The organism is Synechococcus sp. 'PEA 65AY6A-5F PE A', assembly GCF_047462575.1.
Taxonomy (GTDB): Bacteria; Cyanobacteriota; Cyanobacteriia; order Thermostichales; family Thermostichaceae; genus Thermostichus.
This window is the reverse complement of the sequence record NZ_JAOALE010000010.1, coordinates 35732-62121: the sequence shown is the minus strand read 5'-3', so window position 1 is coordinate 62121 and position 26390 is coordinate 35732. Positions and strand designations below refer to the sequence as shown.

Annotated in this window: 27 protein-coding genes; 16 read left to right on the top strand and 11 right to left on the bottom strand. The window is 61.4% G+C overall.

The window, feature by feature from the left end; all coding sequences use genetic code 11:
* The 7 genes from GG26_RS05175 to GG26_RS05145 all read left to right on the top strand — a co-directional run.
* Positions 1-1597 (top strand): pentapeptide repeat-containing protein (locus GG26_RS05175; RefSeq protein WP_414389209.1); only part of this gene is annotated, 1597 nt, incomplete at its 5' end.
* 118 nt (positions 1598-1715) lie between these two features.
* Positions 1716-2090 (top strand): DUF1257 domain-containing protein, encoded by a 375-nt coding sequence (locus GG26_RS05170; RefSeq protein WP_099812548.1) that lies wholly within the window; start codon positions 1716-1718, stop codon positions 2088-2090.
* A gap of 9 nt (positions 2091-2099) precedes the next feature.
* The gene (locus GG26_RS05165) at positions 2100-2309 is read left to right on the top strand and encodes a DUF2997 domain-containing protein (protein WP_099812547.1); all 210 of its coding nucleotides are present in this window, start codon (positions 2100-2102) and stop codon (positions 2307-2309) included.
* A gap of 95 nt (positions 2310-2404) precedes the next feature.
* Positions 2405-3034 (top strand): helix-turn-helix domain-containing protein, encoded by a 630-nt coding sequence (locus tag GG26_RS05160; RefSeq protein ID WP_168173627.1) that lies wholly within the window; start codon positions 2405-2407, stop codon positions 3032-3034.
* Positions 3031-4560 (top strand): Hsp70 family protein, encoded by a 1530-nt coding sequence (locus GG26_RS05155; RefSeq protein ID WP_414351930.1) that lies wholly within the window; start codon positions 3031-3033, stop codon positions 4558-4560. The genes GG26_RS05160 and GG26_RS05155 overlap by 4 nt, the downstream gene beginning before the upstream one ends.
* 8 nt (positions 4561-4568) lie before the next feature.
* The gene (locus GG26_RS05150) at positions 4569-5846 is read left to right on the top strand and encodes a pentapeptide repeat-containing protein (protein WP_414389206.1); all 1278 of its coding nucleotides are present in this window, start codon (positions 4569-4571) and stop codon (positions 5844-5846) included.
* 45 nt (positions 5847-5891) lie between these two features.
* Positions 5892-7520: an AAA family ATPase gene (locus GG26_RS05145; RefSeq protein ID WP_414389204.1), complete on the top strand. Its 1629-nt coding sequence runs from the start codon at positions 5892-5894 to the stop codon at positions 7518-7520.
* On the opposite strand, the gene GG26_RS05140 is transcribed toward GG26_RS05145, so the two are convergent.
* Positions 7517-8440, bottom strand: coding sequence for an NAD(+) kinase (locus GG26_RS05140; RefSeq protein ID WP_011429193.1), 924 nt, complete (start codon positions 8438-8440; stop codon positions 7517-7519). The genes GG26_RS05145 and GG26_RS05140 overlap by 4 nt on opposite strands.
* A gap of 359 nt (positions 8441-8799) precedes the next feature.
* Between GG26_RS05140 and ispE the strand changes: the two genes are divergently transcribed.
* Positions 8800-9729: a 4-(cytidine 5'-diphospho)-2-C-methyl-D-erythritol kinase gene (ispE, locus tag GG26_RS05135; RefSeq protein ID WP_099812544.1), complete on the top strand. Its 930-nt coding sequence runs from the start codon at positions 8800-8802 to the stop codon at positions 9727-9729.
* Positions 9730-9879: 150 nt separating this feature from the next.
* Positions 9880-11283: a 3-isopropylmalate dehydratase large subunit gene (gene leuC, locus GG26_RS05130; RefSeq protein ID WP_099812543.1), complete on the top strand. Its 1404-nt coding sequence runs from the start codon at positions 9880-9882 to the stop codon at positions 11281-11283.
* Positions 11284-11344: 61 nt separating this feature from the next.
* Here the strand turns inward: leuC and thiD are convergent, their stop codons facing one another.
* The 9 genes from thiD to GG26_RS05085 all read right to left on the bottom strand — a co-directional run bounded on the left by thiD (position 11345) and on the right by GG26_RS05085 (position 16520).
* Positions 11345-12169, bottom strand: coding sequence for a bifunctional hydroxymethylpyrimidine kinase/phosphomethylpyrimidine kinase (gene thiD, locus GG26_RS05125; protein ID WP_228375400.1), 825 nt, complete (start codon positions 12167-12169; stop codon positions 11345-11347).
* A gap of 220 nt (positions 12170-12389) precedes the next feature.
* A complete protein-coding gene (locus tag GG26_RS05120) occupies positions 12390-12590 on the bottom strand; it encodes a hypothetical protein (protein ID WP_011429198.1) in 201 nt (66 codons plus the stop codon).
* Between the two features lie 69 nt (positions 12591-12659).
* Positions 12660-12977 carry a 2Fe-2S iron-sulfur cluster-binding protein gene (locus tag GG26_RS05115; protein ID WP_168173317.1) on the bottom strand — a complete coding sequence of 106 codons (318 nt, stop codon included), beginning with the start codon at positions 12975-12977 and terminating at the stop codon, positions 12660-12662.
* Complete coding sequence (locus tag GG26_RS05110) at positions 12977-13234, bottom strand: DUF1816 domain-containing protein (RefSeq protein ID WP_011429200.1); 258 nt, start codon at positions 13232-13234, stop codon at positions 12977-12979. Before GG26_RS05110 ends, GG26_RS05115 begins: the two co-directional genes overlap by 1 nt.
* Positions 13235-13280: 46 nt before the next feature.
* Positions 13281-14345 carry a 23S rRNA (guanosine(2251)-2'-O)-methyltransferase RlmB gene (gene rlmB / locus GG26_RS05105; RefSeq protein ID WP_011429201.1) on the bottom strand — a complete coding sequence of 355 codons (1065 nt, stop codon included), beginning with the start codon at positions 14343-14345 and terminating at the stop codon, positions 13281-13283.
* A gap of 32 nt (positions 14346-14377) precedes the next feature.
* Entirely contained in the window at positions 14378-14809 is a 432-nt protein-coding gene (locus GG26_RS05100) for a ribonuclease III domain-containing protein (RefSeq protein WP_011429202.1), read from the bottom strand.
* A gap of 384 nt (positions 14810-15193) precedes the next feature.
* On the bottom strand, positions 15194-15670 hold the full coding sequence (locus GG26_RS05095; protein WP_011429203.1) for a photosystem I reaction center protein subunit XI: 477 nt from the start codon (positions 15668-15670) through the stop codon (positions 15194-15196).
* A 125-nt stretch (positions 15671-15795) separates the two neighbouring features.
* Entirely contained in the window at positions 15796-15915 is a 120-nt protein-coding gene (locus tag GG26_RS05090; protein ID WP_011429204.1) for a photosystem I reaction center subunit IX, read from the bottom strand.
* 59 nt (positions 15916-15974) lie between these two features.
* Complete coding sequence (locus tag GG26_RS05085) at positions 15975-16520, bottom strand: photosystem I reaction center subunit III (RefSeq protein ID WP_011429205.1); 546 nt, start codon at positions 16518-16520, stop codon at positions 15975-15977.
* A gap of 166 nt (positions 16521-16686) precedes the next feature.
* Here GG26_RS05085 and tsaD point away from each other — a divergent pair, with 166 nt between their 5' ends.
* Complete coding sequence (gene tsaD, locus GG26_RS05080) at positions 16687-17781, top strand: tRNA (adenosine(37)-N6)-threonylcarbamoyltransferase complex transferase subunit TsaD (RefSeq protein ID WP_414389198.1); 1095 nt, start codon at positions 16687-16689, stop codon at positions 17779-17781.
* Here the strand turns inward: tsaD and mnmG are convergent.
* A complete protein-coding gene (gene mnmG, locus GG26_RS05075; RefSeq protein ID WP_414389196.1) occupies positions 17745-19676 on the bottom strand; it encodes a tRNA uridine-5-carboxymethylaminomethyl(34) synthesis enzyme MnmG in 1932 nt (643 codons plus the stop codon). The two genes, tsaD and mnmG, sit on opposite strands and share 37 nt — an antisense overlap.
* Before the next feature lie 295 nt (positions 19677-19971).
* Here mnmG and thrC point away from each other — a divergent pair, with 295 nt between their 5' ends.
* From thrC to GG26_RS05045, 6 genes are all read left to right on the top strand, one after another.
* Positions 19972-21312 (top strand): threonine synthase, encoded by a 1341-nt coding sequence (gene thrC / locus GG26_RS05070; protein ID WP_414389194.1) that lies wholly within the window; start codon positions 19972-19974, stop codon positions 21310-21312.
* Positions 21313-21410: 98 nt separating this feature from the next.
* Positions 21411-21935: a fasciclin domain-containing protein gene (locus tag GG26_RS05065; RefSeq protein ID WP_414389192.1), complete on the top strand. Its 525-nt coding sequence runs from the start codon at positions 21411-21413 to the stop codon at positions 21933-21935.
* A gap of 36 nt (positions 21936-21971) precedes the next feature.
* Positions 21972-22247 carry a ubiquitin-like small modifier protein 1 gene (locus GG26_RS05060; protein ID WP_011429210.1) on the top strand — a complete coding sequence of 92 codons (276 nt, stop codon included), beginning with the start codon at positions 21972-21974 and terminating at the stop codon, positions 22245-22247.
* Positions 22244-22852 (top strand): DNA-3-methyladenine glycosylase, encoded by a 609-nt coding sequence (locus GG26_RS05055; protein ID WP_414389189.1) that lies wholly within the window; start codon positions 22244-22246, stop codon positions 22850-22852. Before GG26_RS05060 ends, GG26_RS05055 begins: the two co-directional genes overlap by 4 nt.
* A 16-nt stretch (positions 22853-22868) precedes the next feature.
* Positions 22869-24137: a peptidase C39 family protein gene (locus GG26_RS05050; RefSeq protein WP_414389187.1), complete on the top strand. Its 1269-nt coding sequence runs from the start codon at positions 22869-22871 to the stop codon at positions 24135-24137.
* A gap of 371 nt (positions 24138-24508) precedes the next feature.
* Positions 24509-26365, top strand: a complete 1857-nt coding sequence (locus GG26_RS05045) for an NHL repeat-containing protein (protein WP_414389185.1) — start codon at positions 24509-24511, stop codon at positions 26363-26365.
* The last annotated feature ends 25 nt before the right edge of the window (positions 26366-26390 follow it).

The following is a 26390-nucleotide window of genomic DNA, read 5'->3' as shown; positions in this document are numbered from 1 at the left end:
CAACGGCCACGCCCAGGGGAAAAATCTAGCTCAGGCAGACTTGAGCGGGGCGAACCTGGATTGGGCTGACCTGAGTGGGGCCAACTTGGCTCAAGCAGACCTGAGGGGAGCAAGACTTGCCGGCGCCAACTTGAGAGAAGCTAACCTGAGGGGAACCGACCTCAGGTGGGCCAACTTGGAGGGAGCCGACCTCAGGCAGGCCGACCTGGACGCCGCTTGCCTACATTTGGCCAGCCTGCGAGGAGCCATCCTTTCCCCTCAAACGCAAATTGACCGCAAGTGGCAACTGATCTGGGAAATTGTCAACGGCCACGCCCAGGGGAAAAATCTAGCTCAGGCAGACTTGAGCGGGGCGAACTTGAGCTGGGCAAATCTGAGCGGGCTCAACCTCACCGGCGTGAACTTGGTGGGAGCCGACCTGAGAGGGGCTAACCTCTGCGGCGCAGACTTAAAGTGGGCAGAGTTGAGCAAAGCCAATCTGAGCCAGGCGGATCTGAGGGGGGCCAATCTAAACCAAGCAGATCTCAGCGGCGCAGACCTAAGCGCTGCCAACCTCAGTGGCGCCAGCTTGATCAAGACCGAACTAGCCAAGGCTAAACTCGTGGGGGCCAAGTTGACACAGGCCAAGCTCATCGGAGCCAGGCTGAGGCGGGCTAAACTGAACGGCGCAGATCTAAGGGGGGCTAGCCTCATCGGGGCCGACCTCGGCGAAGCCAAACTGGGCAAGACAAGCCTAAACTTGCCTATCTTGAGAGGGGCGGTGATTTCTGCAGAGGACAGCCCGGAGAGTCGCTGGTGGTTAATTATTCTCCATGCTTGCGCCCATTCGCAGGAGCTGAGCCGGACGGACTTGAGAGAGGCGGACTTGAGAAAGGCCAACCTTAGCCAGGCAGACCTCAGGGGGGTAAGGCTCAGCGGAGCCAACCTAAGCCGGGCTTACTTGATTGGGGCAGATCTGAGCGAGGCCAACCTAGGTGGAGCCAATCTAAAGAGGGCCAAGCTGGGTGGGGCCAACCTAACCCAAGCCGATCTCAGTGGAACCCAGCTTAGTAGGGCTTATCTGGGCAGAGCCAACCTAAGCGGCGCCGACCTGAGAGGGGCAAATCTGGAGCTGGCCAATCTGCAACGAGTGATCCTTTCTCCTGAAACCCAGATCGAGGCCAAGTGGCGGCTGGTGTGGGAGATCGTCAACGGTCACGCCTCCAAGAGAAACTTGAGTGGAGCTGACCTGAGCGGCGCCAACCTGAACTGGACTAACCTGAGCGGGGCGAAACTGGTCGGTGCAAACTTGAGGGGAGCCAGCCTAGTTGGAACCGGACTGAGGGGGGCTGACCTCAGCCGGGCCAACCTCAGCGGATCCAATCTCAGTTGGGCCGACCTAAGCTACACCAGCCTGGAAGGATCCAACCTAGACCATGCCAAGGTAGGAGGCGCAAATCTCCAGGGCGCAAGACTTGATTTTCAGTGGAAGTTGACCTGGCTCTCCCTTTGGTTCAAAAGTTTGGCGAGCGTCTGGTTTGGTTACCGCGATGTCCCTCGCCTGCTTCCTCCTGCTACCTCGGATCCCCACCGGCATCCTCTAGCCAAGGGAAACTAATGGTTGGCTCCCTCAATTTCTTTGGTTAGGGCCACGCGGCTTTGTGCCCTAGCAAAACTTTTCAAGCCAAGAGGACTGCTCTAGGATAAAGCATGTTCTTCTGAGGAGAATCCCCACAGTGTCGCACTTCACCAGCATCAAGGTTCAGTTCAAAAATAAAGAGATCCTGAAAGGCGCTTTGGTTGCCCAAGGTCACGAGGTCTTGGAAAACACTTATGTCCGGGGGTATGGAGGGAACCGTGTCCAGGCAGATCTGGTGGTTAGGCGCAGCAACGGCTACGACATTGGCTTTCGCCAACGGGGGGACAGCCTGGAGATGATTGCCGACTTTTGGGGAACGGGAGTCAGCGCTGAGGCTTTCTTAGCGCCAATCCGCCAAGCCTATACCCGCGAGCAGCTTCTTGCGACGGCCGCGGAGAAGGGATTTACGGTAGAGTCGGAATCTGTGGATGAAAAAGGGCAGATCAGGATTGTGTTGGGGCGCTGGGCTTGAGGAGGCATTATGGCGGAATATCAACAGGTTGAATACATCATCGACAAAGATGGCAACGTGATTGAGCGCGTGCTCAATGTCAAAGGCAAGGGCTGCCTTGAACTAACTGAGGAAATAGAAAGGGCATTGGGCACAGTTCAAAAAAGGGAACTGTTGCCTGAATATGACCAGGTACCAGTCATAGAAGAAGATGTCCAGCGTCAGGTGGAGCGTCTATGAATGCCCCAAACCCCTTTCTTGATCCCCTGTCTGGTTTAACCAAAGGGATCCAAAAGACTCTGGCTAGGATTCCATTTTGGAGTCGTAACTCTGAAATGAAAAGTCATGATGCCCTGCTGCGCAATCTCATGCAGGCTGCCGGTATCTCAACCTGGCGAGAGCTTCGACAAAAGGCCAAACTGAGTCGAGGAGCCCTAAATGCCCTGAGAACTGGACAGGCCGAAAAGCTGAAGTTAGCCGATCTCAATCGAGCGGCCAGCATTTTGCAAGTACCCTTGCCGAACCTTATTCAGGATTTTAGCGGAATTGAGCTAGCATCGGAGTCTGTAGAAACGGCTCAGGAATTGCAGCGGCTGCACAAACAGCTAGAACAGCAGGAAGGGCAATTGCGCCATCAAATCCGCGCCGAACTGGTGGAAAAGCTCAAGCCTCTTTTGGTGCAATATCCTACCCTGCAGCAGGTTGTGCAGAGGCGACCGGATTACCCCGCGCAGCAAGTCTTGGCTTTGCTGACCTGTCTGGGCAACTTGTTGGAAGACTGGCAGTTGGAAACCATTGGCCAGGTGTGGCAACAGGTGGCCTATGACCCAGAAAGCCACCAGCCCGATGAAGAGGATATCCAGGCGGGAGAGCCGGTCTACGTTCGCTTTGTGGGCTATCGACTTAGGGATCAAGTTTTAGTTCGAGCCAAAGTCAGTCGCACTCTACCTTCCTTGGCAGCATGACGACGTTGGCTATTGATTTTGGCACTTCCAATACGGTGGTCTGTGCCTACCAAAACCAAAAACCCCTTGCAATCGATATACCAGGGATCACCCACCGCTACGACGGCAGCCCCCCTCTAATTCCCTCGGTTCTCTTTGTCGGCCAAAATCAGCAATTTTTGATTGGGGCACCTGCCCAGGCCAAACGGGATCCCAAGCGCCTATTCAAAGGCTTTAAGCGGGATCTCTCTCAACAATTCCAGCCGGCTCCAACCTATGTGGATGGACAGGCCTACACAGCCCAAGAGGCCACGCGGATCTTTCTGCAGCAGCTTCTTGCCAAACTCCAGGCAGAGGGCTGGCAGCCCGATAAGGTGATCTTGACCGTGCCGGTGGGAGCCTACGAGGGCTATTTGCACAACCTGCAAGAGGTGTTTGGCTCCCTAGGGATCCAACAGGTCGTGTTCCTCGACGAGTCCACCGCGGCTGCTTTGGGCTACGGGATCCAGGAGCCGGGATCCCTGATTTTGGTGATCGATTTGGGGGGCGGAACTCTCGACCTCTCTTTGGTCAAAATCTTGAAGCCAGAGCAGGGCACTGCTTACCGAGCTGAGGTCATTGCCAAAACTGACCGGGCCTATGGCTGTGGCGGCGTCGATATCGATATCTGGATTGCCGAATGGGTGCTGGAGCAGTTGGGCCGCAAGCGACAGCAGGTCCCGGCCAGCAGCTTCCAGGTTCTGTGCGAGGTTGCCGAGCGGCTCAAGATCCGCCTCTCCAGCCATTCTCAGGCCAGCGAGGCCTGGCTGGATGAAGACTCCTTTGAGACCCACACTTTAACGCTTCAGCGCGAGCAACTCCAGGAGCTGTTGGAAGAGCGCGGCCTGCTGACGCGGCTGAGAGAAGCCATCGATGAGGTCATCGAGAAAGCCCACAATAAAGGGATCTCTAAACGAGATATCCACCAGGTGGTGTTGGTGGGTGGCACCAGCCTCATCCCAGGAGTGCAGCATCAGGTCATTAGCCTCTTTGGCCGCGACAAGGTCAAGTACCACAAGCCGTTTGAGGCAGTGGCCCACGGCGCTCTGGCCTTCACCCAGTTTGCCCGCCTTCAAGATCATCTCCGCCATACCTATGCCCTGCGGCTCTGGAATCCCTATTTGCAGGCGCCCGACTTTTTCCCTCTCTTTAAGAGCGGCACGGCTTATCCTGCCACGGTGGAACTGCCTCCCTTGCAGGCCAACGCCAATGGGCAAAGCCACATCAACCTGGTGGTTGGTGAGATGGCCGAGGAAGGGGCAACTGAGGTTGTTTACGATCCCGACGGTCGGATGCAGATCCGCAACAGCACCGCAGCTTCTAGCTTTCGTCCCCTTGGGATCCACAACCAGCTTTCCATTCCCCTCAAGCCGCTAGGGCGGGTGGGAGTGGATCGTTTGCAGGTCACCTTTGCCGTCGATGCCGGGCGAACTTTGCGGGTAACGGTAGTAGATTTGCAAACTCAAAAGACCCTTATGCAGCAGCAGGTGGTTGGAAGGTTAACTTGAGGTTAGGGATGGCGGAAAACTTTGATCCTGTTCTGGGTGGACAGCAACCAGCCGGATCCGATCCGGTCATGGGAGGCTTGGTGGGCATTGAGCAAGCCCTGGGCAGTCCGAATCCCAAGGTGAGAATCCAAGCAATCAAGGGTGCTCTGAGGTACGGATCCAGAGGGGCCGAGCTTGTTATCCAAGCCCTGCGAAATGATCCCAACTGGGAAGTGCAGTTTGCGGCTTGGGAGACGCTGCTGGAATCGAAGGATCCGCAGCAGGTGCAGGTGGCAAAGTCCCATCGACTTCCCCTCCGAGAGGTTGGAGATGTCCGAGCAAGGTATAAAGCGGGAGAGCGGGATTTCCGCTGGGCCGACCTAGGGGGGGCCGACCTGATTGAGGCCAACCTGATTGGGGCCAACCTGAGCTGGGCCGACCTGAGGGGGGCCGACCTGAGCAGAGCCGACCTGAGTGGGGCCAACCTGAGCAAGACCGACCTAAGAAGAGCCGACCTGAGCCAGGCCAACCTGAGCGGGGCCAACCTGAGCCAGGCCAACCTGAGCAGGGCTTACCTGAGCGGGGCCAACCTGAGCAAGACCGACCTAAGCAGAGCCGACCTGAGCTGGGCCAACCTGAGCGAGGCCAACCTGAGCAGGGCCAACCTGAGCAAGACCGACCTAAGAAGAGCCGACCTGAGCCAGGCCAACCTGAGCGGGGCCGACCTGAGCCAGGCCAACCTGAGCGGGGCCGACCTGAGCAGGGCCAACCTGAGCAGGGCCAACCTGAGCGGGGCCAACCTGAGCTGGGCCGACCTGAGCCAGGCCAACCTGAGCGAGGCCAACCTGAGCGAGGCTGACCTGAGCGGGGCCAACCTGATCTGGGCCAACCTGAGCGGGGCCGACCTGATTGAGGTCAACCTGAGCAAGACCGACCTAAGAAGAGCCAAGCTGATCCAGGCCAACCTGAGCGGGGCCGACCTGAGCCAGGCCAGCCTGAGCGAGGCCAACCTGATTGGGGCCGACCTGAGCAGGGCCAACCTGAGCGGGGCCAACCTGAGCTGGGCCGACCTGAGCAGGGCCAACCTGAGCGGGGCCAACCTGAGCTGGGCCGACCTGATCAGGGCCAACCTGAGCGAGGCCAACCTGAGCGGGGCCGACCTGAGCAGGGCTGACCTGAGGGGAGCAAAGCTGGGTGGCACGAACCTAAAGGGGGCAAACCTATGGGGCGCAAAACTAAGTCCCGGCTGGGATCAATTCGCCGACTTGAAAGGGGCCATCCTCCCCGACGGAGCCATCCATCCCTAGCCTGATCCCTTGGCTACACTACCTACAGCCGCTCTCAGTGGATCCATGAGTCCCTCAGATCTCGCCTTTGCCAGCAATCACCAAGACATCCTCACACTGCTGGACTTAGTGGTTCGCGCCCGCTACCCTTTGATCTACCTGGTTACTCCCGAAGAAGCCCCGGCAGAGGAGCTCCTGCAAGTTCTAGCCGATTCCCTCAAGCCCAAGCGCAAACTCCTAATCTGGGATATCGTCTCCGGCTGGTCAGATAACGGCCAAAACAAAGGCCAATTGATGCCTGCTCTGGGCCGCATCGGCGCCATCAAAGAGGACGAGGCGGTTATTTGTGTTCTCAAAGACCTAAACCCCACCCTGAGAAATCCGGAACGCTCGGACAATTACCCCGTCATCCGCTACCTGAAAACCCTGGCCAGAGAGAGCCGCCACAGCCGCAAGTCCATCATCCTCTTGGGCCAAGAAGCCGTTGTCCCTGCCGAGCTGCGCGAGGAAATTGTGGTCTATGATTTTCCCCTGCCCAGCATCGCCGAAATTGAGCGGATCATTACCCGCGCGATCCCTGCCCGTCAACTGGAGCTAAGCGGCCCGGCGCGGGAACAACTGGTTCGAGCCTGCCAAGGACTGACCCGGCAGCGCATTGAGCGGATCCTGGCCCGCGCCCTAGCCGCCAAGGGCAAGGTCAGCGAGGGCGATATTGACCTTGTTCTGGAAGAGAAAAAACAATACATCCGCCAGACGGAAATCCTGGAGTTTTACAACCCCTCCGAGACCTTGCAAAATGTCGGCGGCCTGGAAAACCTCAAAGCCTGGATTAGGGGGCGCCGCAACAGTTTTAGTGCCCAGGCCCGTGCCTATGGCTTGCCCAGTCCTAAGGGCATTTTGCTGGCCGGGATCCAGGGCACCGGCAAGTCTCTATGTGCCAAAACCATAGCCCGCGAGTGGCGCATGCCCTTGCTCAGGCTGGATGTGGGGCGACTCTTCGGCGGGATCGTCGGCGAAAGCGAAAGCCGCGTGCGCCAGATGATCCAAATTGCCGAAGCCATGGCCCCTTGTGTGTTGTGGATTGATGAGTTGGATAAAGCCTTTGGCGGCGTCAACAGCGAGTTTTCAGGGGATTCGGGCACCAGCAAGCGGGTCTTCGGCAGCCTGATCACCTGGATGCAGGAAAAAACCAAACCCGTTTTTATTGTTGCCACCGCCAACAATGTCCGCATCTTGCCGGCCGAGCTGCTGCGCAAAGGCCGGTTTGACGAAATTTTCTTCGTCAATTTGCCCAACCAACGGGAGCGGGAGGAGATCTTCCAAGTCCACATCCAGCGGCTGCGGCCCAACCGCGTGCGGGATTTTGCCTACCCTGAGCTGGCCATGGCCAGCGAAAACTTCAGCGGCGCAGAAATTGAGCAGACCATCTACGATGCCATGCACATGGCCTTCAACCAGGATCCGCCCCGCGAGTTTACCCAGGAGGATATTCTCGGCGCCATTCGCCAAACCGTTCCCCTGGCCGCCATCGCCCGCGACCAGATTCAAGACTTGAAAGCGTGGGCTGCCGAGTCCGGGGCCCGAACGGCCTCCCGAGATCAACACCTTGTGCACGAGCTGCAAACCCTGGTGCAAAAAAGAGGGCTGGGCCCCATCGAAGTCGACAGCCCCTCCTCATTTAAGTTTTCTAACTAAGGCAGCTCTACCGAGGTGGGCTTGGAGGCGTAGGTTAGGCCCCAGCCCAATTTCTCCCGCATGACGCGGAAAAACTCCGGTCGGCGTAGGCGAATCAAATCTGTGCAGTAGGGGGCGCGGACAACGCGAATTTGGTCTTCTGGCAGGATGTAGCAGCCGGCATTGCCGTCCGCTACCAAAACCAGCGGCTGAGGGCTGGCGGGGCTGATCCATACCTCTTCCGAATCGGGAAAGACCAGAGCCCGTGAGGCCATCGAGTGGGGACAGATAGGGATCAACTGCAACACCGGCAGGCCGGGAGTGATGACCGGCCCTCCCGCAGAAAGGGCATAGGCGGTGGAACCGGTGGGGGTGGCTAAAATAATGCCGTCGGCAGCCACATCCAGCGGTGAGTGATCCCCAATGGTTACTTCAAAGTGGCACATGCTGGTCAAGGGCTCGCGGTGGAGCACCATCTCGTTGAGGCTGAGCACCTCCCAGCGCAATTCGTTGCCGCGGTAGGCCTGCACCAGCAACATGCTGCGGCGATCGAGAATGTACTCGCCAGCAATGGCTGCCTTGGCCGCCTCCTCCAGGTGGGTTAGGTAGGTCTCTGTCAGAAAGCCCAGGTGGCCCGTGTTCACGGCCAGCAAGGGGATCCCTTTGGGGGCCAGTTGCCGGGCTGCTGCCAAAACGGTGCCGTCTCCCCCCAGCACCACGGCAAACTTCATGCTCTCGTCAAAGCCGGCGGGGGCCAGGCTGTCCACCTTGGTCAAGCAGACGGGACTGTCGGGCTTGGCGTAGCCAAGGATGCCGCCCCAGTTGGGTGCGACACAGACTTCCCAACCCTGTTCCTGAAACCAGCGGGACAGGGTTTCGCTGCTGCGCTTGGCGGCGGGCTTGGCGTCGTTGTAGAGGATCCCGGCTTTGGGCTTGCTCATGGGGCAGTGGTGAGGCAGAGGGTGCCAAAACTCTATCAGTTCTGGATCGGCTCTGGGATCCCTTCTGCAACCAGGACGGCAGCGGTCTCGGGTTTTGGTGAAGTAAACCTAGCTTCCGTTCCGGGGTGCCCTGGGCTCGCCTCCAGCTTCGCCCTTGGGCTGGGCAGCGGATCCCGCTTTGCGGGCGCTTTTGCAGCAAACGGTGGCCGGCCCGATGGCCATAGCCAATCCCATGCTGTTTCCTCCGCCCAGGGATCCCTTGCCTTAGAATCAGGCTGGAAGGCCTCCCCAGCAAGGTCTGGTTTCCCCTTGGTTTGGACAGGCTGAGGGGAGTTGCTGTCAACCTCGCTCCTTTCCCCATGCAAGCCTGTACCCTGATTGCCCGCGCCAAGATCAATCTCTACCTAGAAATCCTCGGCTCCCGCCCCGATGGCTATTCCGAGGTGGCCATGATCCTACAGAGCATCACTTTGGCGGATCGCGTGCATCTCCAGCGCCGTCCCCACGGGATCCTCTTGATTTGCGATCACCCGGAAGTGCCGGCAGATGCCCGCAACCTGGCCTACCGCGCGGCTGAGCTGCTGCAAAGGGAATGTCGGGCTGAGCTGGGAGTGGAGATCCAGCTGGAAAAACAGATCCCAGTAGCAGCGGGCTTGGCGGGCGGCTCAGCGGATGCGGCGGCAGTTTTGGTGGGTCTGAACCAGCTTTGGGGCCTGGGCCTGACGGTAGGAGAACTGCAGAGCTTGGCGGCCCGTTTGGGATCCGATATTCCCTTTTGTGTGCAGGGGGGGACGCAGTTGGCTACGGGACGGGGAGAAGTTTTACAGCCGCTGGCCGACTGGGAAGGGATCCCGCTGCTGTTGGCCAAGCCCCGGCATCTAGGGGTTTCCACCGCCTGGGCCTATCAGGCCTTTCGGGCTCGCCACGCCGCTGCCTCGCCTTCTGGCGCGCCCTCCCGGCCCACCTTGCCTCAGGTGCTGGCTGCTCTGGAGCGTCGGGATCTGCTGGGCTTGGCCCGCAGTTTGCGCAACGATCTGGAGCAACCAGTTTTGGCCGAGCACGCTATCGTGGGAAAATTGCGCCAGGCCTTGCTCGAGGCAGGAGCGCTGGGATCCCTGATGTCGGGCTCAGGGCCGACGGTGTTTGGGATCATGGCCAGCCTGGAGAGGGCCGCCCAAGCCCGTGACAGTCTGTGCCACCACTTTCCAGAGGTGGATTTCTGGGTAACCCAGTTTGCTCCCACCGGTATTCTGCTGGAGCCGGATCCCCAGGCCCTCCGTCTCCCCTAGGGCCGGTCAGCTCAACTGGGCTAGCCCGGCCTTGGGAAAGGTGCTTTGCCCGCCCCGACCTCTGACTTGACAAGCTTTGGTAACAAGTAGGACATTGAAGCTCTACGGAAAGCAGCTCAAAACTGGCTTGGCCGCAGGCCGGAGAGGAAGATGAGCGAGAGGACGTTGTTCGACAAAGTCTGGGACGCCCATACGGTGCGGGTTTTGCCCTCGGGGCAGACGCAGTTGTTCATCGGCCTGCACCTCATCCACGAGGTCACCAGCCCCCAGGCTTTTGCCATGCTGCGGGAGCGCCATCTGCCGGTTCTCTTTCCGGAGCGGACGGTGGCTACGGTAGATCACATTATCCCCACCGACAACCGGGCGCGACCTTTTGCGGATCCCTTGGCAGAGGAGATGATCCAGGAGCTGGAGCGCAACTGTCGCCAATATGGCATCCGCTTCTACAACAGCGGCTCCGGCCAGCAGGGGATCGTGCATGTGATTGCGCCGGAGCAGGGGCTGACGCAGCCGGGGATGACCATTGCCTGCGGCGATAGCCACACGTCTACCCATGGGGCCTTTGGGGCCATTGCCTTCGGCATCGGCACCAGCCAGGTGCGGGACGTGCTGGCCACCCAAACTCTGGCCTTGTCCAAGCTCAAAGTGCGCCGCATCGAGGTGCACGGCAGGTTGGGGCCGGGGGTTTACGCCAAGGATGTGATCCTCCACATCATCCGCAAGCTGGGGGTCAAAGGCGGGGTGGGCTACGCCTACGAATACGGCGGCAGCACCATCGAGGCCATGAGCATGGAGGAGCGCATGACCCTCTGCAACATGTCCATCGAGGGGGGAGCCCGCTGCGGCTACGTCAATCCCGACGCGGTAACCTTTGAGTATCTAAAGGGACGGGAGTTTGCTCCTCAGGGATCCGACTGGGAGGAGGCAGTGGCCTGGTGGCAAAGCCTGGCCAGCGGCCCCGACGCCGTCTACGACGACGTGGTGGTGTTTCAGGCCGCAGAGATCGCCCCCACCGTAACCTGGGGAATCACCCCTGGTCAGAGCATTGGGGTGGACGAGCGGATCCCGGCACCGGAAGAGCTGCCGGAAAGCGAGCGGGAGCTGGCCAAGGAAGCCTATGCCTACATGGGCTTGCGGCCGGGGGATCCCATCGTGGGCACGCCAGTGGATGTCTGCTTCATTGGCAGTTGCACCAACGGCCGCTTGAGCGATTTGCGGGAGGCGGCCAAGATTGCCAAAGGACGGCGAGTAGCGCCTGGAGTGAAGGCGTTTGTCGTGCCCGGCTCGGAGCGGGTCAAGCAGGAGGCGGAACGCGAGGGCCTGCGCGAGATCTTTGAGGCGGCAGGGTTTGAGTGGCGGGATCCCGGCTGCTCCATGTGTTTGGCCATGAACCCAGACCGCCTCGTAGGCCGGCAGATTAGCGCCTCTTCTTCCAACCGCAACTTTAAGGGTCGCCAGGGATCCCCCAGTGGGCGCACCCTGCTCATGAGCCCGGCCATGGTGGCGGCGGCGGCCGTGAGCGGCAAAGTGGTAGACGTGCGGGAACTGCTCTAGCCAGCGGGGCCGTTCAACCTCCCCCGGCAGCCTGAGCGGCTGCCGGCTGCGAAGAAGGGGGCTAAGACTGGAGAAGCGGGTAGAAGTGCCCCACCGGCCCTTGTCCTGCGCCGATGGCCAGAGGATGCCGCAGGGCTTCGGTAACATAGGCCTTGGCTGCTAGCGTCGCCGCCAAGGGATCCTTGCCCCAAGCCAGTTGCGCCGCAATGGCTGCCGAGAGGGTACAGCCGGTGCCGTGGGTGTGGCGGGTGGGGATGCGCTCGCTTTTGAGGATCTCCAGCCGCTCGCCGTCAAACCACACATCCACCCCCTGCAGTTCCCCTGGCATACCTCCCCCCTTGACCAAAACCGCCTTACAGCCCAGGGCGTAGATGCGGCGGCCCGCCTCCTCCATATCCGCCAATGACTGCAGCTCCATCCCTGCCAAAATCTGGGCCTCGTAGCGGTTGGGGGTAACGACCTGGGCCAGCGGGATCAGCCGCTCGCGGATGGCCTGGATGGCGTCTTCTGCCAGCAGCTTGGCCCCGGTGCGGGAGACCATCACCGGATCCACCACCAGCGGCTGCAGGGCCCACCGCTCCACTTGGCGGGCCACCTCCCGCACGATCTCGACATTGAGCAACATGCCGGTTTTGATCCCTTGCACCCCGATATCCTGCACCACCGCCTCAATCTGGGCGGCCACCGCCTCCGGCGGCAGCGCATCCACGCGGTTGACCCCGAGGGTGTTTTGGGCAGTTACGCAGGTGAGGGCGGAAGTGCCGTGGACGCGCTGGAAGGCAAAGGTGCGCAGATCCGCTTGAATGCCCGCTCCGCCGCCGCTATCGGATCCGGCAATGGTGAGGGCAACAGGGGGATGCTGCTCGGCCAACATTGGAGCCGACATTGGTTCAGATGTGGGGACAGACATTGGCCAAAGGACAAAAACTGCCGAGGGTACCGCTAGCCATTTCTGTCCTTCAGCGTAGCAACGAAATGATTCCCGCTAGCCTCTGAGGTCTTGGGAAAACTCTTTCAGACCCGATAGGCAACGCAGTTGCGAACGCGCCGGCGGCGCGGGCGCTATCCCCAACTCCCCTCTTCCTAAGGAGAGGGGTGGGCTGTCTTCAATCGGAATGGCCATCGTCGGTAGTAGCTACTACCTCCACCCAAGCCCTATCCCCCTCCACCGCCGTCAGGCTCCAGCGCAGAAGCTGAGCTGGCTGTCCTAGCTCCTGGGCCACCTGCTCGGTAAGGGATCCCTCCAGTCGAGCAGCAGAAACCGGCAGGCTTAGGGGCAGGGAAAGGCGGAGAAAGTGCAGCTTCACAGGCCGTTAGAACTCCTTTGAGTAACCCGCACAGAATTGCCCTCAACGGGGGTGGATATCCAAGCAGGGCTAGGAGCCAAACTGGAGACGATAGACCTCCTCCTCTTGGTCCGTCTCCACCTCTAGATCGGAAGTAGGATAGGCTACACACAGCAGCACAAAGCCCTGAGCCTTGAGTTCCGGCCCGATCCCCATGGCGTCAGGCTGGGCCACGGATCCCGACTTCAGCCTCCCTGCACAGGTGGTACAGACTCCCGCCTGGCAGGAAGAGGGCAGCTCTAGGCCGTGTTCGAGAGCCGCCTGTAAAACTGTCTGATCTGCCGCCGCGGTAAACCGGTAGGTTTGGCCCCGGTGATGAACGGTTACCTGGTAAACCATAGCCGTCATCAGGAACGAACCCGCGAAGGAGTGCGGACCACCGTCAGCGACTGCGGCTGGCGCATTTTCTTTATCTGAACCTCGATCTTCTCAGCCCCCTCCGCCTTCAGGTCGGCGATGTAGCGACCTTTATGCGCCTCTGCTTCTTTCTCGCTGGCGAAGGGGCCGTAGTAATAGGTGCAGTCGTCGGTGGTGATCTCAACCCAGACTGCTAGGCCCCGCAGCCTATCCAACAGCCAGACCAAAGGGTTGCCCACGGGATCCATCCCCCCTATTAAGCGCAAAGGATGACTCAGGATCTTTTGCAATCACCTAGATTCTACTGCCTTCGTTGAGGATTTGTTGAGAAATGTTTCGACCTCGGTGGGGGGAGCGCTGCCGGTGGATCTCGTAGAGGGCGATGCCCGCCGCCACCGAAGCATTCAAACTTTCCGTGCGGCCCGCCAAGGGGATCGACAGCAGTTGGTCGCAGTGGCGCTGGGTGAGCAAGCTGATGCCTTCCCCTTCGGATCCCACCACCAAGGCAATAGGTCGGCGAAAGTCGGCGCTGTAGATAGGGGCAGCCCCCTGGCTGGTGGTGCCATAGACCCAAAACCCCTGCCCTTTAAGATATTCCAGGGCGCGATTTAAGTTCACCACCCGCGCCACCGGCAAAGTAGAGAGGGCCCCCGCTGCCACCTTCATCACCGTCGCAGTGACGCCTGCCGCCCGCCGCTGTGGGATCACCATCCCCTGCATGCCAAACGCCTCCACGCTGCGGGCAATAGCCCCCAGGTTGTGGGGATCCTGGATCCCGTCCAGCACCACCAGCACCGGATGGGGGCCGGACTGGCGGCTCTGTTCCACCAGCTCTTCCAGATCCACATAGCGGTAAGGGGTGGCCTGGGCGGCGATCCCCTGGTGGTTGGCTCCAGCGGTGAGAAGGTTTAGCCGCTGGAGAGACACCTCATCGATGACGGTACCCCGTGCTTTGGCTTCTTCCAACAAAGACCAAAATTGGGGGCTGTAGCGCAACCGCGGCAGCACCCACACTCGGTTAAGGGTGGCCTGGCTTCTCAGCGCAGCCAACACGGTTTGGCGACCGTAGATGATCTCTTGTTCAGGTTCGGCTTCGGGATCCCGGTTAACCTGCAGCTCCCCGTCTTCTGGACTGGCAACGGGAGGGCTGGGATTTGGCTGGGGGCGCTCCTGCTCAGCCTTGCGACGAAGCGGCTTTACGGGCGGCTCTTGCGCCGCCGGCTGGAGATGGAGCGGGGAGCCCCCCTCGCGCCGTTTGGTCTGCTTGGGCTTGTTGAAGGGTTGCCCCGCCCCTTGCCGCTGCAGCTTGCTCCGGCGAGACAGCCGTAAGGGAGGTTTGCATTGGGAAGGCTTGGGCATGGGCAGAGAACGGTGCAGAGTAAAAGCCGATCTTAACCTTCCCCCTCGCCTATCGTCTTGGCCAAAACATCGGTGAGAGCGAGAATGTGGCGTAGCCGCTCGGGATCGGTGAGGTAAAGGTAGCCCAAGATGGTTTCCAGGCCACTGGCATTCTGGTAGTCGGCCAAGGGCAAGTGGCGGGGTGGACGACCGCAGCCGTTGCGGCCCCAGCGGACGATCTCCCGCTCTTCAGGGCTGAGATAGGGCAAAAGCGCCAACAACAATCTGGCCTGAGCAGATCCGCGTACCCGCCTTACCACCTGCCGATGGTAAAGCTCTGGCCGAGTGGGAGGAAACAACTGCTGCCGTCGCACGTGCAGTTCGTAAATGGCATCTCCCAGGTAGGCCAGGGCTGCAGGCGACAGGCGACCGATCTCAGCCAAAGAGAAGCTTGCAGAAGTGGGATCGGACAGGAGATCGCTCACGACAGCTTACAAAAACTATTTGGCTATTTGGAAAAATGCCTAGAACCGCTGCCGTCGGTTCATAGCAAATTCGAGACTCCACTGGCTGGCTCAGTCTATGCTAGGGCAAGCTTCCTGCCTTCTGCCAGTCTCACTGCTGCCCTGAACTTTTCCCTCGCCTGCTCAGGTTATTGGATCACAAAGACGCTGCAAGCCTTGAAAAGCCAGCTGAAACCCCGTCAAGAAGCTGGAGAGCAAAATCCAGGGAAGCTGTGGGCAAGCAAGCCGGCATCAACGCGAAAAGCTGGAAAGCAGAGCCCATCTGGCCAAGCCGCCGCTCAGCAGAGGATGGAGAGACTCGCAAGGCCGTCCAAGACAAGGGGATGGATGGAGAGGGGAAGCCGCTTAACCAAAATTGGGAAACAACAGATCTCCATTGAGCAGAAGCAGGTAGGCGACGATTGCCCCACCCATGCCCCCTACCAAAAAGCCGGCGGCCAGTTCGCTCCAAGATTGGGATCCCTGCACCGGCCCGTCGTTGCGCTGCGGGGAGACGGTGCCGTAGAGAGAGAGAGCTGCCGTCATGATTAAGATCAGGCCACAGGCTCCCAGGAAACCGCTCAGCAGGCCGATGGGCTCGCTGCGCAGCGGCCCCAGCTTGGCAAAAGGCCCCACCAACCAATAGCCGTGGGCCATGCCAATTTCCAAACCCCGCCAAATGGAGCTCAATCCCGGCCGGTTGATGGGCAACCAGTCTATCAACAGACGGACAACAGGCGCGTGGTTGATCGGCGTCCAGAAATCGCCAATCTGCGGATCCCCTTCCGGGACGGCGATATATCCCCTATTAGGAGAAACGGTATCGGCAGTGGGTTCAACCATGTCGGCAACTCTGGTTCCAGTGCAAAAAGGGTTAGAAAAACCTCAAATTCCAAAAAGTCTGGCTTAAAAGACCAGGGATCCCTGTGGGTGTTGCTGGCGCGGCTGGGGATCCCTGGCTTGCGAGTTCAGAACGTCAAAATGTCGGGGAAGAAGCGGTTGATCTCGATGAACAGCGCAAAAACGAAGCTGGAAAACAAGATAAAGGCCACTGGAGCCGTGGTGAGAAACTTGGTGAAATCAGACATACATACCTCTCAAGTTGGATGGGTGAAGCTAAGCCAAAAGCCGAGGAGAAGCCCCTTCTTCAGCGAGGAGAGATGGGCACGGCCTCTTCCGGCTCCTGAATTTCGCCGCTGGCAATTTCCTTGAAAGCAGCGGCAGGCCAGGCCAAAGCCGTGAGGAAACAGCGCAGCGCCAAGGGGACGTCGATGATGCTTTCTTTCATCTCCGGCTCGTCGCTATTCCGGACAGCAATCAGATAGGAGCGCCCAGCCCAGCCCAGCCAGCCGGCGATGTAGAGGAAAAGCAGGCCAGGGATGAGAAACTCGCCTGCATGGCTCCAGCGGCCATCGGTAACCAGGTGGGGCAAGCCTTCTTCGCCACAGAGCAGCTTGCTGTAGCGCTCAAAGCGCTTCTCGGTTTGGGCCAACTTTTGCTGGTAGAGAGGAGCCAGGTTAGGGCTGGCATTGAGGATCTTCTCTTCGAGGCTGCTCAGCCGTTCGTTCATCAGGGCCTGAAAAGCGGGAACTTCGCTGCAAGGCTTCAGACCGATCAAGGGCTCTGCCTGCACAGCCTGGGCGAGGCCAAGCGCCAGGCAAAGGGCTAAAAGGAGACTCAAAAGGGTTCGCATAGCAGGATGTGTCCTTAAGCTAGGGGTCTAGGTCTGTTAAATGTGCAGGAATGCTAAGTGCAGCAACGGGCACTAAACGGTTAGTATCATACTCCCGAGTACCTCGCTCCAACGGATTGCGAGTTTTAGCTCACACAATTCTTAAGGAAACTCCCGCCTTTCCTCTATGCCCCGCCTCCTCGCCATTGAAACCAGTTGTGATGAAACAGCTGTGGCTGTGGTGGAGGCAGATGCGGCCTGGCCGACCTTTGCCCCACGGCAGCTCAGCTCTGTGGTGGCTAGCCAGATCGACCTCCATGCAGCCTACGGGGGCGTGGTGCCGGAGGTGGCTGCCCGCCGCCATGTGGAAACTCTGCCCTTTGTGCTGGAGTCCGCCCTGCAGCAGGCTGGGCTGGGCATGGCCGAGGTGGATGCTGTTGCCGTCACCTGTGCGCCGGGCCTGGTGGGATCCTTACTGGTGGGGCTGATGGCGGCCAAGACCTTGGCGCTGCTCTACAACAAACCTTTGATCGGGGTGCACCACCTGGAGGGCCACCTGTTCAGCGGCTTTTTGGCAGCAGCCGACTTGCGTCCCCCCTGCCTGGGCCTTTTGGTTTCAGGAGGCCACACCAGCCTGATCTGGATGAAGGACTACGGGGAGTACCAGACGATGGGCCGCACCCGCGACGACGCCGCCGGCGAAGCGTTTGACAAGGTGGCGCGGCTGTTGGGGCTGGGCTATCCGGGCGGGCCCCAGATCGACCGCTGGGCGCAACAAGGGGATCCCGATCGCTTCCCTTTGCCCGAGGGCAAACTGGATCACCCCTACGACACCAGCTTCAGCGGCCTGAAGACAGCGGTGCTGCGCCTGGTCCAACAGTTGCAGCAGGAAGGCCAGGAGCTGCCTGTGGCCGATATTGCCGCCAGCTTCCAGGCCTGCCTCACCCGCGTGCTCACAGAAAAAGCCGTGGCCTGTGCCGAGGCGCTGGGCCTCTCGACGCTGCTGGTTACAGGGGGGGTGGCCGCCAACCGGGAGCTGCGCGCTCGCCTGCTGGAAGCGGGCCGCCAAAAGGGCCTGCGGGTGGTGATCCCGCCCCCAAACCTCTGTACCGACAACGCCGCCATGATTGGGGCAGCTGGCCTTTGCCACTGGCTGCGGGGAGAGACCTCGCCCCTGGAGCTGGGGGTGGCCTCGCGCCTGACCCTGGAAGAGATCCCTTCCCTCTACATGGATGGGGGCGGAGCTCACAGAGAAGAACAGACGGGATCCGCCGCCCTCTGACGTTGCCTCACCTCTAGGTAGATGAGCAGCGCGTTGATGTCGGCGGGGTTGACGCCGCCAATGCGGGCCGCCTGGCCCACGGTCAGAGGCCGGACTGCCGCCAGTTTCTCCCGCGACTCTTTGGAGAGGGTGGGGATGGAGTGGTAGTCCAGATCGGGGGGCAGGGGGCGGTGGTACTGCTTGCTCACCTGCTCGATTTGGCTCTGTTGCCGCTGGATGTAGCCGCTGTATTTGACAGCAATTTCTGCTGCCTCCTGCTCAAAGGGATCCAGCTCCTCATTTCCCAACCCCAGCTCTAGCAGGTCGGCGTAGTGGATCGGGTTGCGGCGCAGGAGCTCGGCCAAGGTGGCGGATCCTTTGATCCCCTGGCCGGTCAGTTGGCTGAGGTGGATCCCGGCGGGGTCGTGGGCCTTGACCCGCTGGGTTTCTAGGCGCTCGATCTCGGCGGCAATGCGGGCCTGCTTGGCCTGGAAGAGGGCCCAGCGGCGGTCGTCGATGAGGCCCCATTCCCGCCCCAGGGGGGTGAGGCGTTGGTCGGCGTTGTCGGCGCGTAGGATAAGGCGGTATTCGGAGCGGCTGGTGAGCATGCGGTAGGGCTCCCGCAGCTCTTTGGTACAAAGGTCGTCGATGAGGGTGCCGATGTAGCTGGACTCCCGCGGCAGGGTTACCAGCGGCTTCCCCTGCACCAGGCGGGCGGCGTTGATCCCGGCGATCAGACCCTGGGCTGCTGCCTCTTCGTAGCCGGTGGTGCCGTTAATTTGGCCGGCACAGAACAGCCCCTGCACCTTCTTGGTCATCAGGGTGGGGTAGAGCTGGGTGGCCGGCAGATAGTCGTATTCCACGGCGTAGGCAGGCCGCAGCATGACGCACCGCTCCAGGCCGGGCAGGGAGCGCAGCATCTGGATCTGGATCTTTTCTGGCATCCCCGTCGAGAACCCCTGGATGTAGAGCTCCGGCAGATCCCGCCCCTCTGGCTCAATAAAAATTTGATGGCTTTCCTTGTCGGCAAAGCGGACGATCTTGTCTTCGATGCTGGGGCAGTAGCGGGGCCCCTTGGCCTCCACCCAGCCGCCGTAGACCGGCGTCTCGTGGAGGTTTTCGCGGATGATGCGGTGGGTCTCCGGCGTGGTGCGGGTGAGATAGCAGTCCATCTGCTCCCGCGGCACCCACACCTCCGGGTCAAAGCTAAACCAGCGCAGGTCGGGATCCCCTGGCTGCCGCTCCATCACGGAAAAATCGACGCTGCGGCGATCCACACGGGCAGGGGTGCCCGTCTTCAGCCGACCTGTCTCAAAGCCGAGTTGGCGCAGGGTGTCGGTCAGGCCTTCGACGGCAAATTCCCCCGCTCTGCCAGCAGGCTGCCAGTGGCGGCCAATCCAGATGCGCCCTCCCAGAAAGGTGCCCGTGGTCAGGATCACCGCCCCACAGCCGAAGACGCTGCCAAAATGGGTAACCACGCCCACCACCTCATCGTTGCGCCCCAGCACCAGGTCGGTAACAGTGCCCTCGCGGATGCTCAGATTGGGCTGGTTTTCCACCACCGAGCGCATTACCCGCGCGTACTCCCGCTTGTCGGTTTGCGCCCGCAAGGCCCATACTGCTGGGCCCCGCGAGCGGTTGAGCACCCGCTTTTGCAAATAGGTGCGGTCGGTAACTTTGCCCATCTCGCCGCCAAGGGCGTCGATTTCGTGCACCAGTTGCGACTTGGCCGGGCCCCCCACAGCGGGGTTACAGGGCTGCCAGGCGATCTTGTCCAGGTTCAACGTCAGCATCAAGGTATTACAGCCCAGCCGCGCTGCCGCCAGGGCCGCTTCACAGCCAGCGTGTCCCCCACCCACGACGATCACGTCGTAGTGGTCGAGAAAGTCCACGTTGTCCCGTCCAACTTTGAGCATAGGATCGCCCCCGCGGAATACCGGGATCCCCTATCCCAATTAGGTTGTTACAGCTTGTTTCTCCAGTCTAGCGACGGATAGAGGGCTATCCCCAAATCTCGGCAAGAGAAAGCCAGACCTCCACCAGTCTGCCGCTCCGAGGTTGCCCAAACCGGCTAGGATCCCGCTCTCCCCAGCCGGATCTAATTCAGACTATTTTAGTCGGGTTTAGTTGACGGGGTCGATCGCGGGTGATAGGATTGCCCTCGACGACGGGTAAACAAGATCCAGCCCTTTCTCCTGTCTGAGGCTTCCTATGACCCAAACCCTTTCCCACCGCCCGCTCAGCCCTGCCGATTTGCCGCCCAGCTCGGCCTTGCGCACCCTCCAGGTGGGCTTTAGGCGCTTGCGCTGTCGGGAATGTGGGGCCGAGTATGAGCCGGTGGCCAAGCACGTGTGCGACCTGTGTTTTGGCCCCCTGGAAGTGGTCTATGACTACGACTGGCTCAAGAGCGTTGTCAGCCGGCAGAGCATCCAGGCCGGGCCGCTCTCCATCTGGCGCTACCGACCTTTCCTGCCGGTCCTTTCGGAGCGGCCCATCGATGTGGGCACCGGCATGACGCCGCTGGTGAAGGCGGAGCGGCTGGGCCGGCGGCTGGGGTTAAAAAACCTCTACCTCAAGAACGACGCCGTCAACATGCCCACCCTCAGCTTTAAGGATCGGGTGGTGTCGGTGGCCCTGACCCGCGCCAAGGAGCTGGGCTTTACCACCGTTTCCTGCGCCAGCACGGGCAACTTGGCCAACTCCACGGCTGCCATCGCCGCCCATGCCGGCCTGGAGTGCACTATCTTCATCCCGGCGGATCTGGAGGCGGGCAAGGTGCTGGGATCCCTCATCTACAATCCCACCGTCATGGCCGTGGAGGGCAACTACGACCAGGTCAACCGCCTCTGCGCCGAGGTGGCCGATCGCTATGGCTGGGGCTTTGTCAATATCAACCTGCGCCCTTACTACTCAGAAGGCTCGAAAACCCTGGCCTACGAGGTGGCGGAGCAACTGGGGTGGCAACTGCCGGATCAGGTAGTGATCCCGCTGGCGTCGGGATCCCTGTACACCAAGATTTACAAAGGTTTTCAGGAGTTTGTGAAGGTGGGGCTGGTGGCGGAGAAGCCGGTTATCTTCCACGGCGCCCAGGCCCAGGGCTGTGCGCCCATTGCCCAGGCCTTTCGCGAGGGGCGGGATTTTGTTACTCCGGTTAAGCCGAATACCATCGCCAAGTCTATTGCCATCGGCAACCCTGCCGACGGCATCTACGCCCTGGAGATTGCCCGCAAAACCGGCGGCCAGATCGCGACGGCCACGGATCCCGAGATCGTGGCCGGCATCAAGCTCTTGGCCGAGACCGAGGGCATCTTCACCGAGACGGCTGGCGGCACCACCATTGCCGTGCTCAAACGCCTGGCCGAATCGGGCCAGCTTGATCCTGAGGCGGTTACGGTAGCCTATATTACCGGCAATGGCTTGAAAACCCAGGAGGCGGTGCAGGCGCACGTGGGCCATCCGCTGGTGATCTCGCCCAAGCTGGAGAGCTTTGAACAGGCATTGGAGCGCGCCCGCACTCTGGAGCGGCTGGACTGGCAGGAGGCTTCGGTTTGAAGCGAGAGGGATCCCCCTGGGCTCTTAACGGCGTCTTAATGAAGAGAAGAACTGTTACGATCCCTGGCACAGACCCACTCGCTCAGGAGCTCTGCACCATGCCTATCCTCCGTTCTGTCCGTCACTTTGCGCGTCGCTGCTTGCCGGTGGCAGTGGCGGTGTTGACCCCCCTTGCTTTGGCTCCCACGGCTCGGCCTCAGGGGCTGAACACCATTGCCGTTGAGCTGGAAACTTTGCCCAGCAGCTACTCGACGTTGGCGACGGCTTTGCGGGCGGCGGGGCTGAACACGGCGTTGGCGGGGCCGGGGCCGTTCACGGTCTTTGCCCCTTCCGATGTGGCCTTTAGGAAACTGCCGCCGGGCACCGTGGAGACGTTGCTGCAGCCGGCCAATCGGGATCAGCTCACCCGCATCCTCACCTATCATGTGGTGCCGGGGCGGATTACCTCGTTTGACCTGCGGCCTGGCCAATCGGCCACTCTGACCACCTTGGCGGGGCTGCCGCTGCGGGTGCAGGTGGGAGCCGATGGCAGCATCCGGGTCAACGGGGCCAATGTGAACTTGGCGGATATTCCGGTTTCCAACGGGGTGATTCACGGCATTGACGGGGTGCTGCTACCCTAGTCTTCTAAGGTTGGTCGCTGGACGAAGCATTGGCTTATGGCAGTCAAGGTGTTAATTCCCACCACGCTGCGGGTGCTCACCCGGGATCAGGAGGTGGTAAGTTGCGAGGGATCCACCGTTCGGGAATTGCTGGAGGCCTTGGAGCAGACCTATCCGGGCATCAAGGCGCGGCTGTGCGATGAAAAGGGGGAATTGCGCCGCTTTGTCAATCTCTATGTCAACAGCGAAGACATTCGCTTCCTCCAGGGATCGGACACGCCTCTACAGGATGGGGATGAGGTGAGCATCGTCCCTGCTGTTGCCGGGGGATGAAAGTTGCCGAGCCGGCTGTGGCTGCTTGGGAGTGGTTAAGCAAGCCGGCGCCGCTGGTGGCGCCTACGTTGCTGGGCATGGTGCTGGTGCGGCAATTTGCCGATGGGCTGCAGGTGCGGGCGCAGATTGTGGAAACGGAAGCCTACACCGCCGGCGATCCGGCATGCCACGCCTATCGCCGCAAGACCCGCCGCAACCAGGTGATGTTCGGGCCGCCCGGCCATCTCTACGTCTATCGCATCTACGGCCTCTACCACTGTCTCAACATCGTCACCGAGGCGGAAGGGATCGCGTCAGCGGTTTTGATCCGGGCAGCCCAGTTGGATTGCCTGCCGGAGTGGATCCCGGCCAACAAGCGCTTGAAACCGGCGCGGGTGGCGGCGGGGCCGGGCCTGCTCTGCCAAGCGCTGCGCATCGACGGATCCCACAATGGCTGGCGGCTGGAACCGGTGGCAGCCGGCCAGGAAGGCATTTGGCTAGAGGGATCCCCTGCTTGGGAGGCACAGTTCCCCATTGTCCAAACTACCCGCATCGGCATTACCCGCGGTGCGGAGCTCCCGTGGCGCTGGTACATTAAGGGGCATCCGGCGGTGTCGCACTATTAGTGGGGGCAAGCCGACAATGCTGCCGCAAGGCAAAGACTCCTGGCAAAGGCTGTCTGGGCTGGTCAGCGGCGTTGTGCTGCTCCTGCCCGCGTTGGCCCAGCCGGTTGCAACTTCTCCAGGACTCTTGACAATGCAAGCCCAGCGCCACTCCCCCTATCGCACCAGGTTGCAGCGCTGGCATGCCCCCCAAGGTTTTCAGGGCTGGTCAGCCCGCGGGATCCGGCTGAACGCCCAAGGGCAATTGGTCTTAGATCCAGAGAGCTGGCGGCAAGAAGTCAGCCTTGAGGAGCCGCAGTCGCCATTGCGCGGACGTCCTTTTCATCCCCCCGGCAGCTATTGGGTGGGAGAAGCCATCAGCCCGGAAGTTCCCGCCAGCTTTCCTCTGGTGGAAGCAATCGTCTCCTGGAATGCCACCACCCCTCCCGGCACCTGGCTAGAAGTGGAGATCCGGGCCAAGCTTGCGGGGCGCTGGACGAAGTGGTATCACGCCGGCGTGTGGGCTGCCGATCCGCCCACCCTGGCCAGCCACTCCGTGCGCGGGCAGGAAGACGCAGATGGCAACCTGCACACGGACTTGTTGGTGCTCAAGGATACCCACAACGGGGCAGAGGCTTTCCAAGTCAGGGTGCGCCTGTTCACGCAAGAGGCGGGCCGCTCTCCCCTGGTGGATCAGGTGGCGGTTGCCTTTTCCAACCAGCCGGCCCAGCCCGACCGCCTCTCCCCTGGGGATCCCAGCCGCTGGGGCCAGGTCTTGGAGCTGCCCTTGTGTTCCCAAATGGTCTATGCCGACGGGGGAGCAGCTTGGTGCAGCCCCACTGCCTTGGCGATGGTGATGGCCTACTGGCAGCGGGATCCCCCCCCCTGTGAGCCGTTGGTGCGCGCCGCGGCGGCCGGGGTGTACGACCGGGTTTACCAGGGCCACGGCAACTGGGCCTTCAACGTGGCTCATGCCGCCGAGCGGGGTTTGGCCGGCGTGGTGGCGCGGCTGCAGAGCCTGGCCCAGGCAGAAGCCTGGATCGCGGCCGGCGTGCCGGCTATCCTCAGCTATGCCTGGGGCGAGGGCGAGCTGGAGGGGGCGCCGATCCCCAAAAGCAACGGCCATCTGGCGGTGCTGGTGGGGTTCGACCGCCAAGGGGATCCCATCCTCCACGATCCGGCGGCCAAGACCAACGAAGAAGTTCGCCGCACCTACTGCCGCGACCAGCTAGAGCCTTTGTGGTTGGCCCACTCCGGGGGTACCGTCTATTTGATCTATCCGCGAGGGTGGCCAATTCCGGACCCATAGGTTAGCCCCGGCCTTCCACCGGGCTGGAGGCTTCTGCTCGAAGAGGCTGGGATATCGAGCGGACAAAAACGAACATGGCTTGGCGAGCATCCGATTGCCATCTGGCTTTTCGACGGGGATTTGAGTAAGGATATTAAGAAGTGAGGAGTGCAACTCACCCTTGGGTGAGACGGCTTAAGCATGGATAGGGTTAGGGTTCAAGGCCTGCGAGGCTGGCTGAGGGGTTTCCCTATGCCGAGCAGGCGGTGGGGCGCGGCTGTCCGCAGAAAAAGTAGCGGGGCAATTTCTGCCGGCTTTTACGTGAGTTGCTATCGACATGGAGGTTTGGGTTCCCGCCGCTTCCCAGTTTGTGGGAGAGGATGAGCTGCATCATGCCACGACGGGCTTCCCCTGCACCGCTATCTTTGCCGGCGCTGAGTGCTCTGGTGCTGGCCCTCTCGGCCTGCGGCGAGCTCTCTTCCTCTAATTTGTCTCCCAGCGTCGTTTCCCCTTCTGCCCTGCAGCCGGTTTCCACCCCAACTCCCCTCGCCCCCGCCGCTCTCACACTCGAACAGGCCCGCCAATCGGGTTTGGCGGTGCCCAACAACCGCATCGTCCTGCTCCTCCAGGAACAAGGATCCGATCTGGTGGCCCAGCTCCCTGCCTCCGAGGTGGATCGCTGGCTGGCTCGTACCCCCACCTGGCCGGGGGTGGAGGGGATCGATCTCAGCATTACCCTGGGCAGCTATCGCCAGACCGCCAACGCGCCCCTGCGCCTAGGGCAGCCGGCCACCTTCACTTTTACCAACCCACCTGCCGGGGAAGCGGAGCTCAGCGCCATTGCCTACCGGGGATCCACCGCCTTGGCCCAAGGAAAGGGATCCCTGACTCTTTCTGCCCGCTCTGGAAGCGCTGACAGCAGCAGTCGCCGCCTGAGCCTGCTGGTGCTCTCCGAGGTGGGAGTGCCGCTGCTGCACGCAGGGGCAGGGGTGCCGGCGCCTGGCCAGCCGTTGTTGCTGTCGGGGGAAAATCTGGAGCGGGTGGAAAGCGTTCTTTTTGCCTCAGCCGCCAATCCGGAGCGCATCCTGAGGGGGGAAATTCGCTCGCGCAGCCGCAACAGTCTGACGGTGATGCCGCCAGCCTCCCTTTCCGGCACCGTTTGGGTGGCGGTGGCCGACGCTGAAGGACAAGGACTGGGAACCTGGATTGACGAGTGGCCCACTCCCACCCCCACTCCTACAGCGGCCTCGGGCTGGCGAGTGGAGACCCTCCTCGATGGCCGCACCGCTGCGGCAGCCAAGCCGGAGGGCAGCAGCTCCGATAACGAGGGGGAGGCCGGGATCTCCCTGCAGCAGATCGGCGGCATTGCCGCAGACCCCGAGGGGTTCTTTTACTTAGCCGACCCGGCCCAGCACCGCATTTTCCGGCTTTCCCCCGCAGGGGAACTGGAGGTGTGGGCGGGCAGCGGCAAGGCCGGCCACCGGGATGGGGTGGCGGAGCAGGCCCAGTTTCACTCCCCCCAAGGGCTACTTTGGGATCCCAAGGGGGGGTTGTGGGTGGCCGACAGCGGCAACCATTGCCTGCGCTACATCAGCCGACAGCGGCGGGTGAGCACCTTTGCCGGCACCTGTTCAGCCGGCCACCGAGATGGAGAGCGCGACGAGGCGCAGTTTCGCGAACCCTTTGGCCTGGCCCTGGGTCTGGACGGCAGCCTTTACGTGGCCGATCGCGCCAACCGCCGCATCCGCCGCATCACTCCCACGGGCAAAGTGACGACGGCCGCTGGCACCGGCCAGCCGGGATCCGCCGATGGGCCGGCAGAGCAAGCCCAGCTTCTGGAGCCGACAGCTCTGGCAGTGGACAAGGCGGGTAACCTCTGGATTGCCGATAGGCATCGCCTGCGCCGGCTCTCTGCCGACGGGCAACTGACCACCCTCTCCCAGGCGGAAGCAGGCTACCGCGATGGCCCTCTGGCGGAGTCCCGTTTTCAAACCCTTGCAGGGCTGGCCTTCGACAGTGCGGGGGTCCTCTGGCTGGCCGACCAAGACAACCGCCGCATTCGCCGTCTTCAGCCCAGCGGGCAGGTCTCTACCCTGGCCGGGGGGGATGAGCCGGGCTGGCAGGATGGCCCGGTGGTCTCAGCTCGCTTCCAGCGGCCTGGCTCTCTACTTGCCTTGCCAGACGGCAGCTTGGTGGTGGCGGATGCTGGCCTGCCTGGCTTGCGGCGTCTTAGCCGCGTCGTCCCCTAGCCCGCCACTCCCGTTTCGAGGGGAT

Bases quoted from the DNA above. Each gene is read 5' to 3' on its own strand.
- GG26_RS05165 (WP_099812547.1), top strand. From the start codon at position 2,100: ATGGCGGAATATCAACAGGTTGAATACATCATCGACAAAGATGGCAAC.
- GG26_RS05160 (WP_168173627.1), top strand. From the start codon at position 2,405: ATGAAAAGTCATGATGCCCTGCTGCGCAATCTCATGCAGGCTGCCGGT.
- GG26_RS05155 (WP_414351930.1), top strand. From the start codon at position 3,031: ATGACGACGTTGGCTATTGATTTTGGCACTTCCAATACGGTGGTCTGT.
- GG26_RS05150 (WP_414389206.1), top strand. From the start codon at position 4,569: ATGGCGGAAAACTTTGATCCTGTTCTGGGTGGACAGCAACCAGCCGGA.
- GG26_RS05145 (WP_414389204.1), top strand. From the start codon at position 5,892: ATGAGTCCCTCAGATCTCGCCTTTGCCAGCAATCACCAAGACATCCTC.
- GG26_RS05140 (WP_011429193.1), bottom strand. From the start codon at position 8,440: ATGAGCAAGCCCAAAGCCGGGATCCTCTACAACGACGCCAAGCCCGCC.
- ispE (WP_099812544.1), top strand. From the start codon at position 8,800: ATGCAAGCCTGTACCCTGATTGCCCGCGCCAAGATCAATCTCTACCTA.
- leuC (WP_099812543.1), top strand. From the start codon at position 9,880: ATGAGCGAGAGGACGTTGTTCGACAAAGTCTGGGACGCCCATACGGTG.
- thiD (WP_228375400.1), bottom strand. From the start codon at position 12,169: ATGTCGGCTCCAATGTTGGCCGAGCAGCATCCCCCTGTTGCCCTCACC.
- GG26_RS05115 (WP_168173317.1), bottom strand. From the start codon at position 12,977: ATGACGGCTATGGTTTACCAGGTAACCGTTCATCACCGGGGCCAAACC.
- GG26_RS05110 (WP_011429200.1), bottom strand. From the start codon at position 13,234: ATGGATCCCGTGGGCAACCCTTTGGTCTGGCTGTTGGATAGGCTGCGG.
- rlmB (WP_011429201.1), bottom strand. From the start codon at position 14,345: ATGCCCAAGCCTTCCCAATGCAAACCTCCCTTACGGCTGTCTCGCCGG.
- GG26_RS05095 (WP_011429203.1), bottom strand. From the start codon at position 15,670: ATGGTTGAACCCACTGCCGATACCGTTTCTCCTAATAGGGGATATATC.
- GG26_RS05090 (WP_011429204.1), bottom strand. From the start codon at position 15,915: ATGTCTGATTTCACCAAGTTTCTCACCACGGCTCCAGTGGCCTTTATC.
- GG26_RS05085 (WP_011429205.1), bottom strand. From the start codon at position 16,520: ATGCGAACCCTTTTGAGTCTCCTTTTAGCCCTTTGCCTGGCGCTTGGC.
- tsaD (WP_414389198.1), top strand. From the start codon at position 16,687: ATGCCCCGCCTCCTCGCCATTGAAACCAGTTGTGATGAAACAGCTGTG.
- mnmG (WP_414389196.1), bottom strand. From the start codon at position 19,676: ATGCTCAAAGTTGGACGGGACAACGTGGACTTTCTCGACCACTACGAC.
- thrC (WP_414389194.1), top strand. From the start codon at position 19,972: ATGACCCAAACCCTTTCCCACCGCCCGCTCAGCCCTGCCGATTTGCCG.
- GG26_RS05065 (WP_414389192.1), top strand. From the start codon at position 21,411: ATGCCTATCCTCCGTTCTGTCCGTCACTTTGCGCGTCGCTGCTTGCCG.
- GG26_RS05060 (WP_011429210.1), top strand. From the start codon at position 21,972: ATGGCAGTCAAGGTGTTAATTCCCACCACGCTGCGGGTGCTCACCCGG.
- GG26_RS05055 (WP_414389189.1), top strand. From the start codon at position 22,244: ATGAAAGTTGCCGAGCCGGCTGTGGCTGCTTGGGAGTGGTTAAGCAAG.
- GG26_RS05050 (WP_414389187.1), top strand. From the start codon at position 22,869: ATGCTGCCGCAAGGCAAAGACTCCTGGCAAAGGCTGTCTGGGCTGGTC.
- GG26_RS05045 (WP_414389185.1), top strand. From the start codon at position 24,509: ATGCCACGACGGGCTTCCCCTGCACCGCTATCTTTGCCGGCGCTGAGT.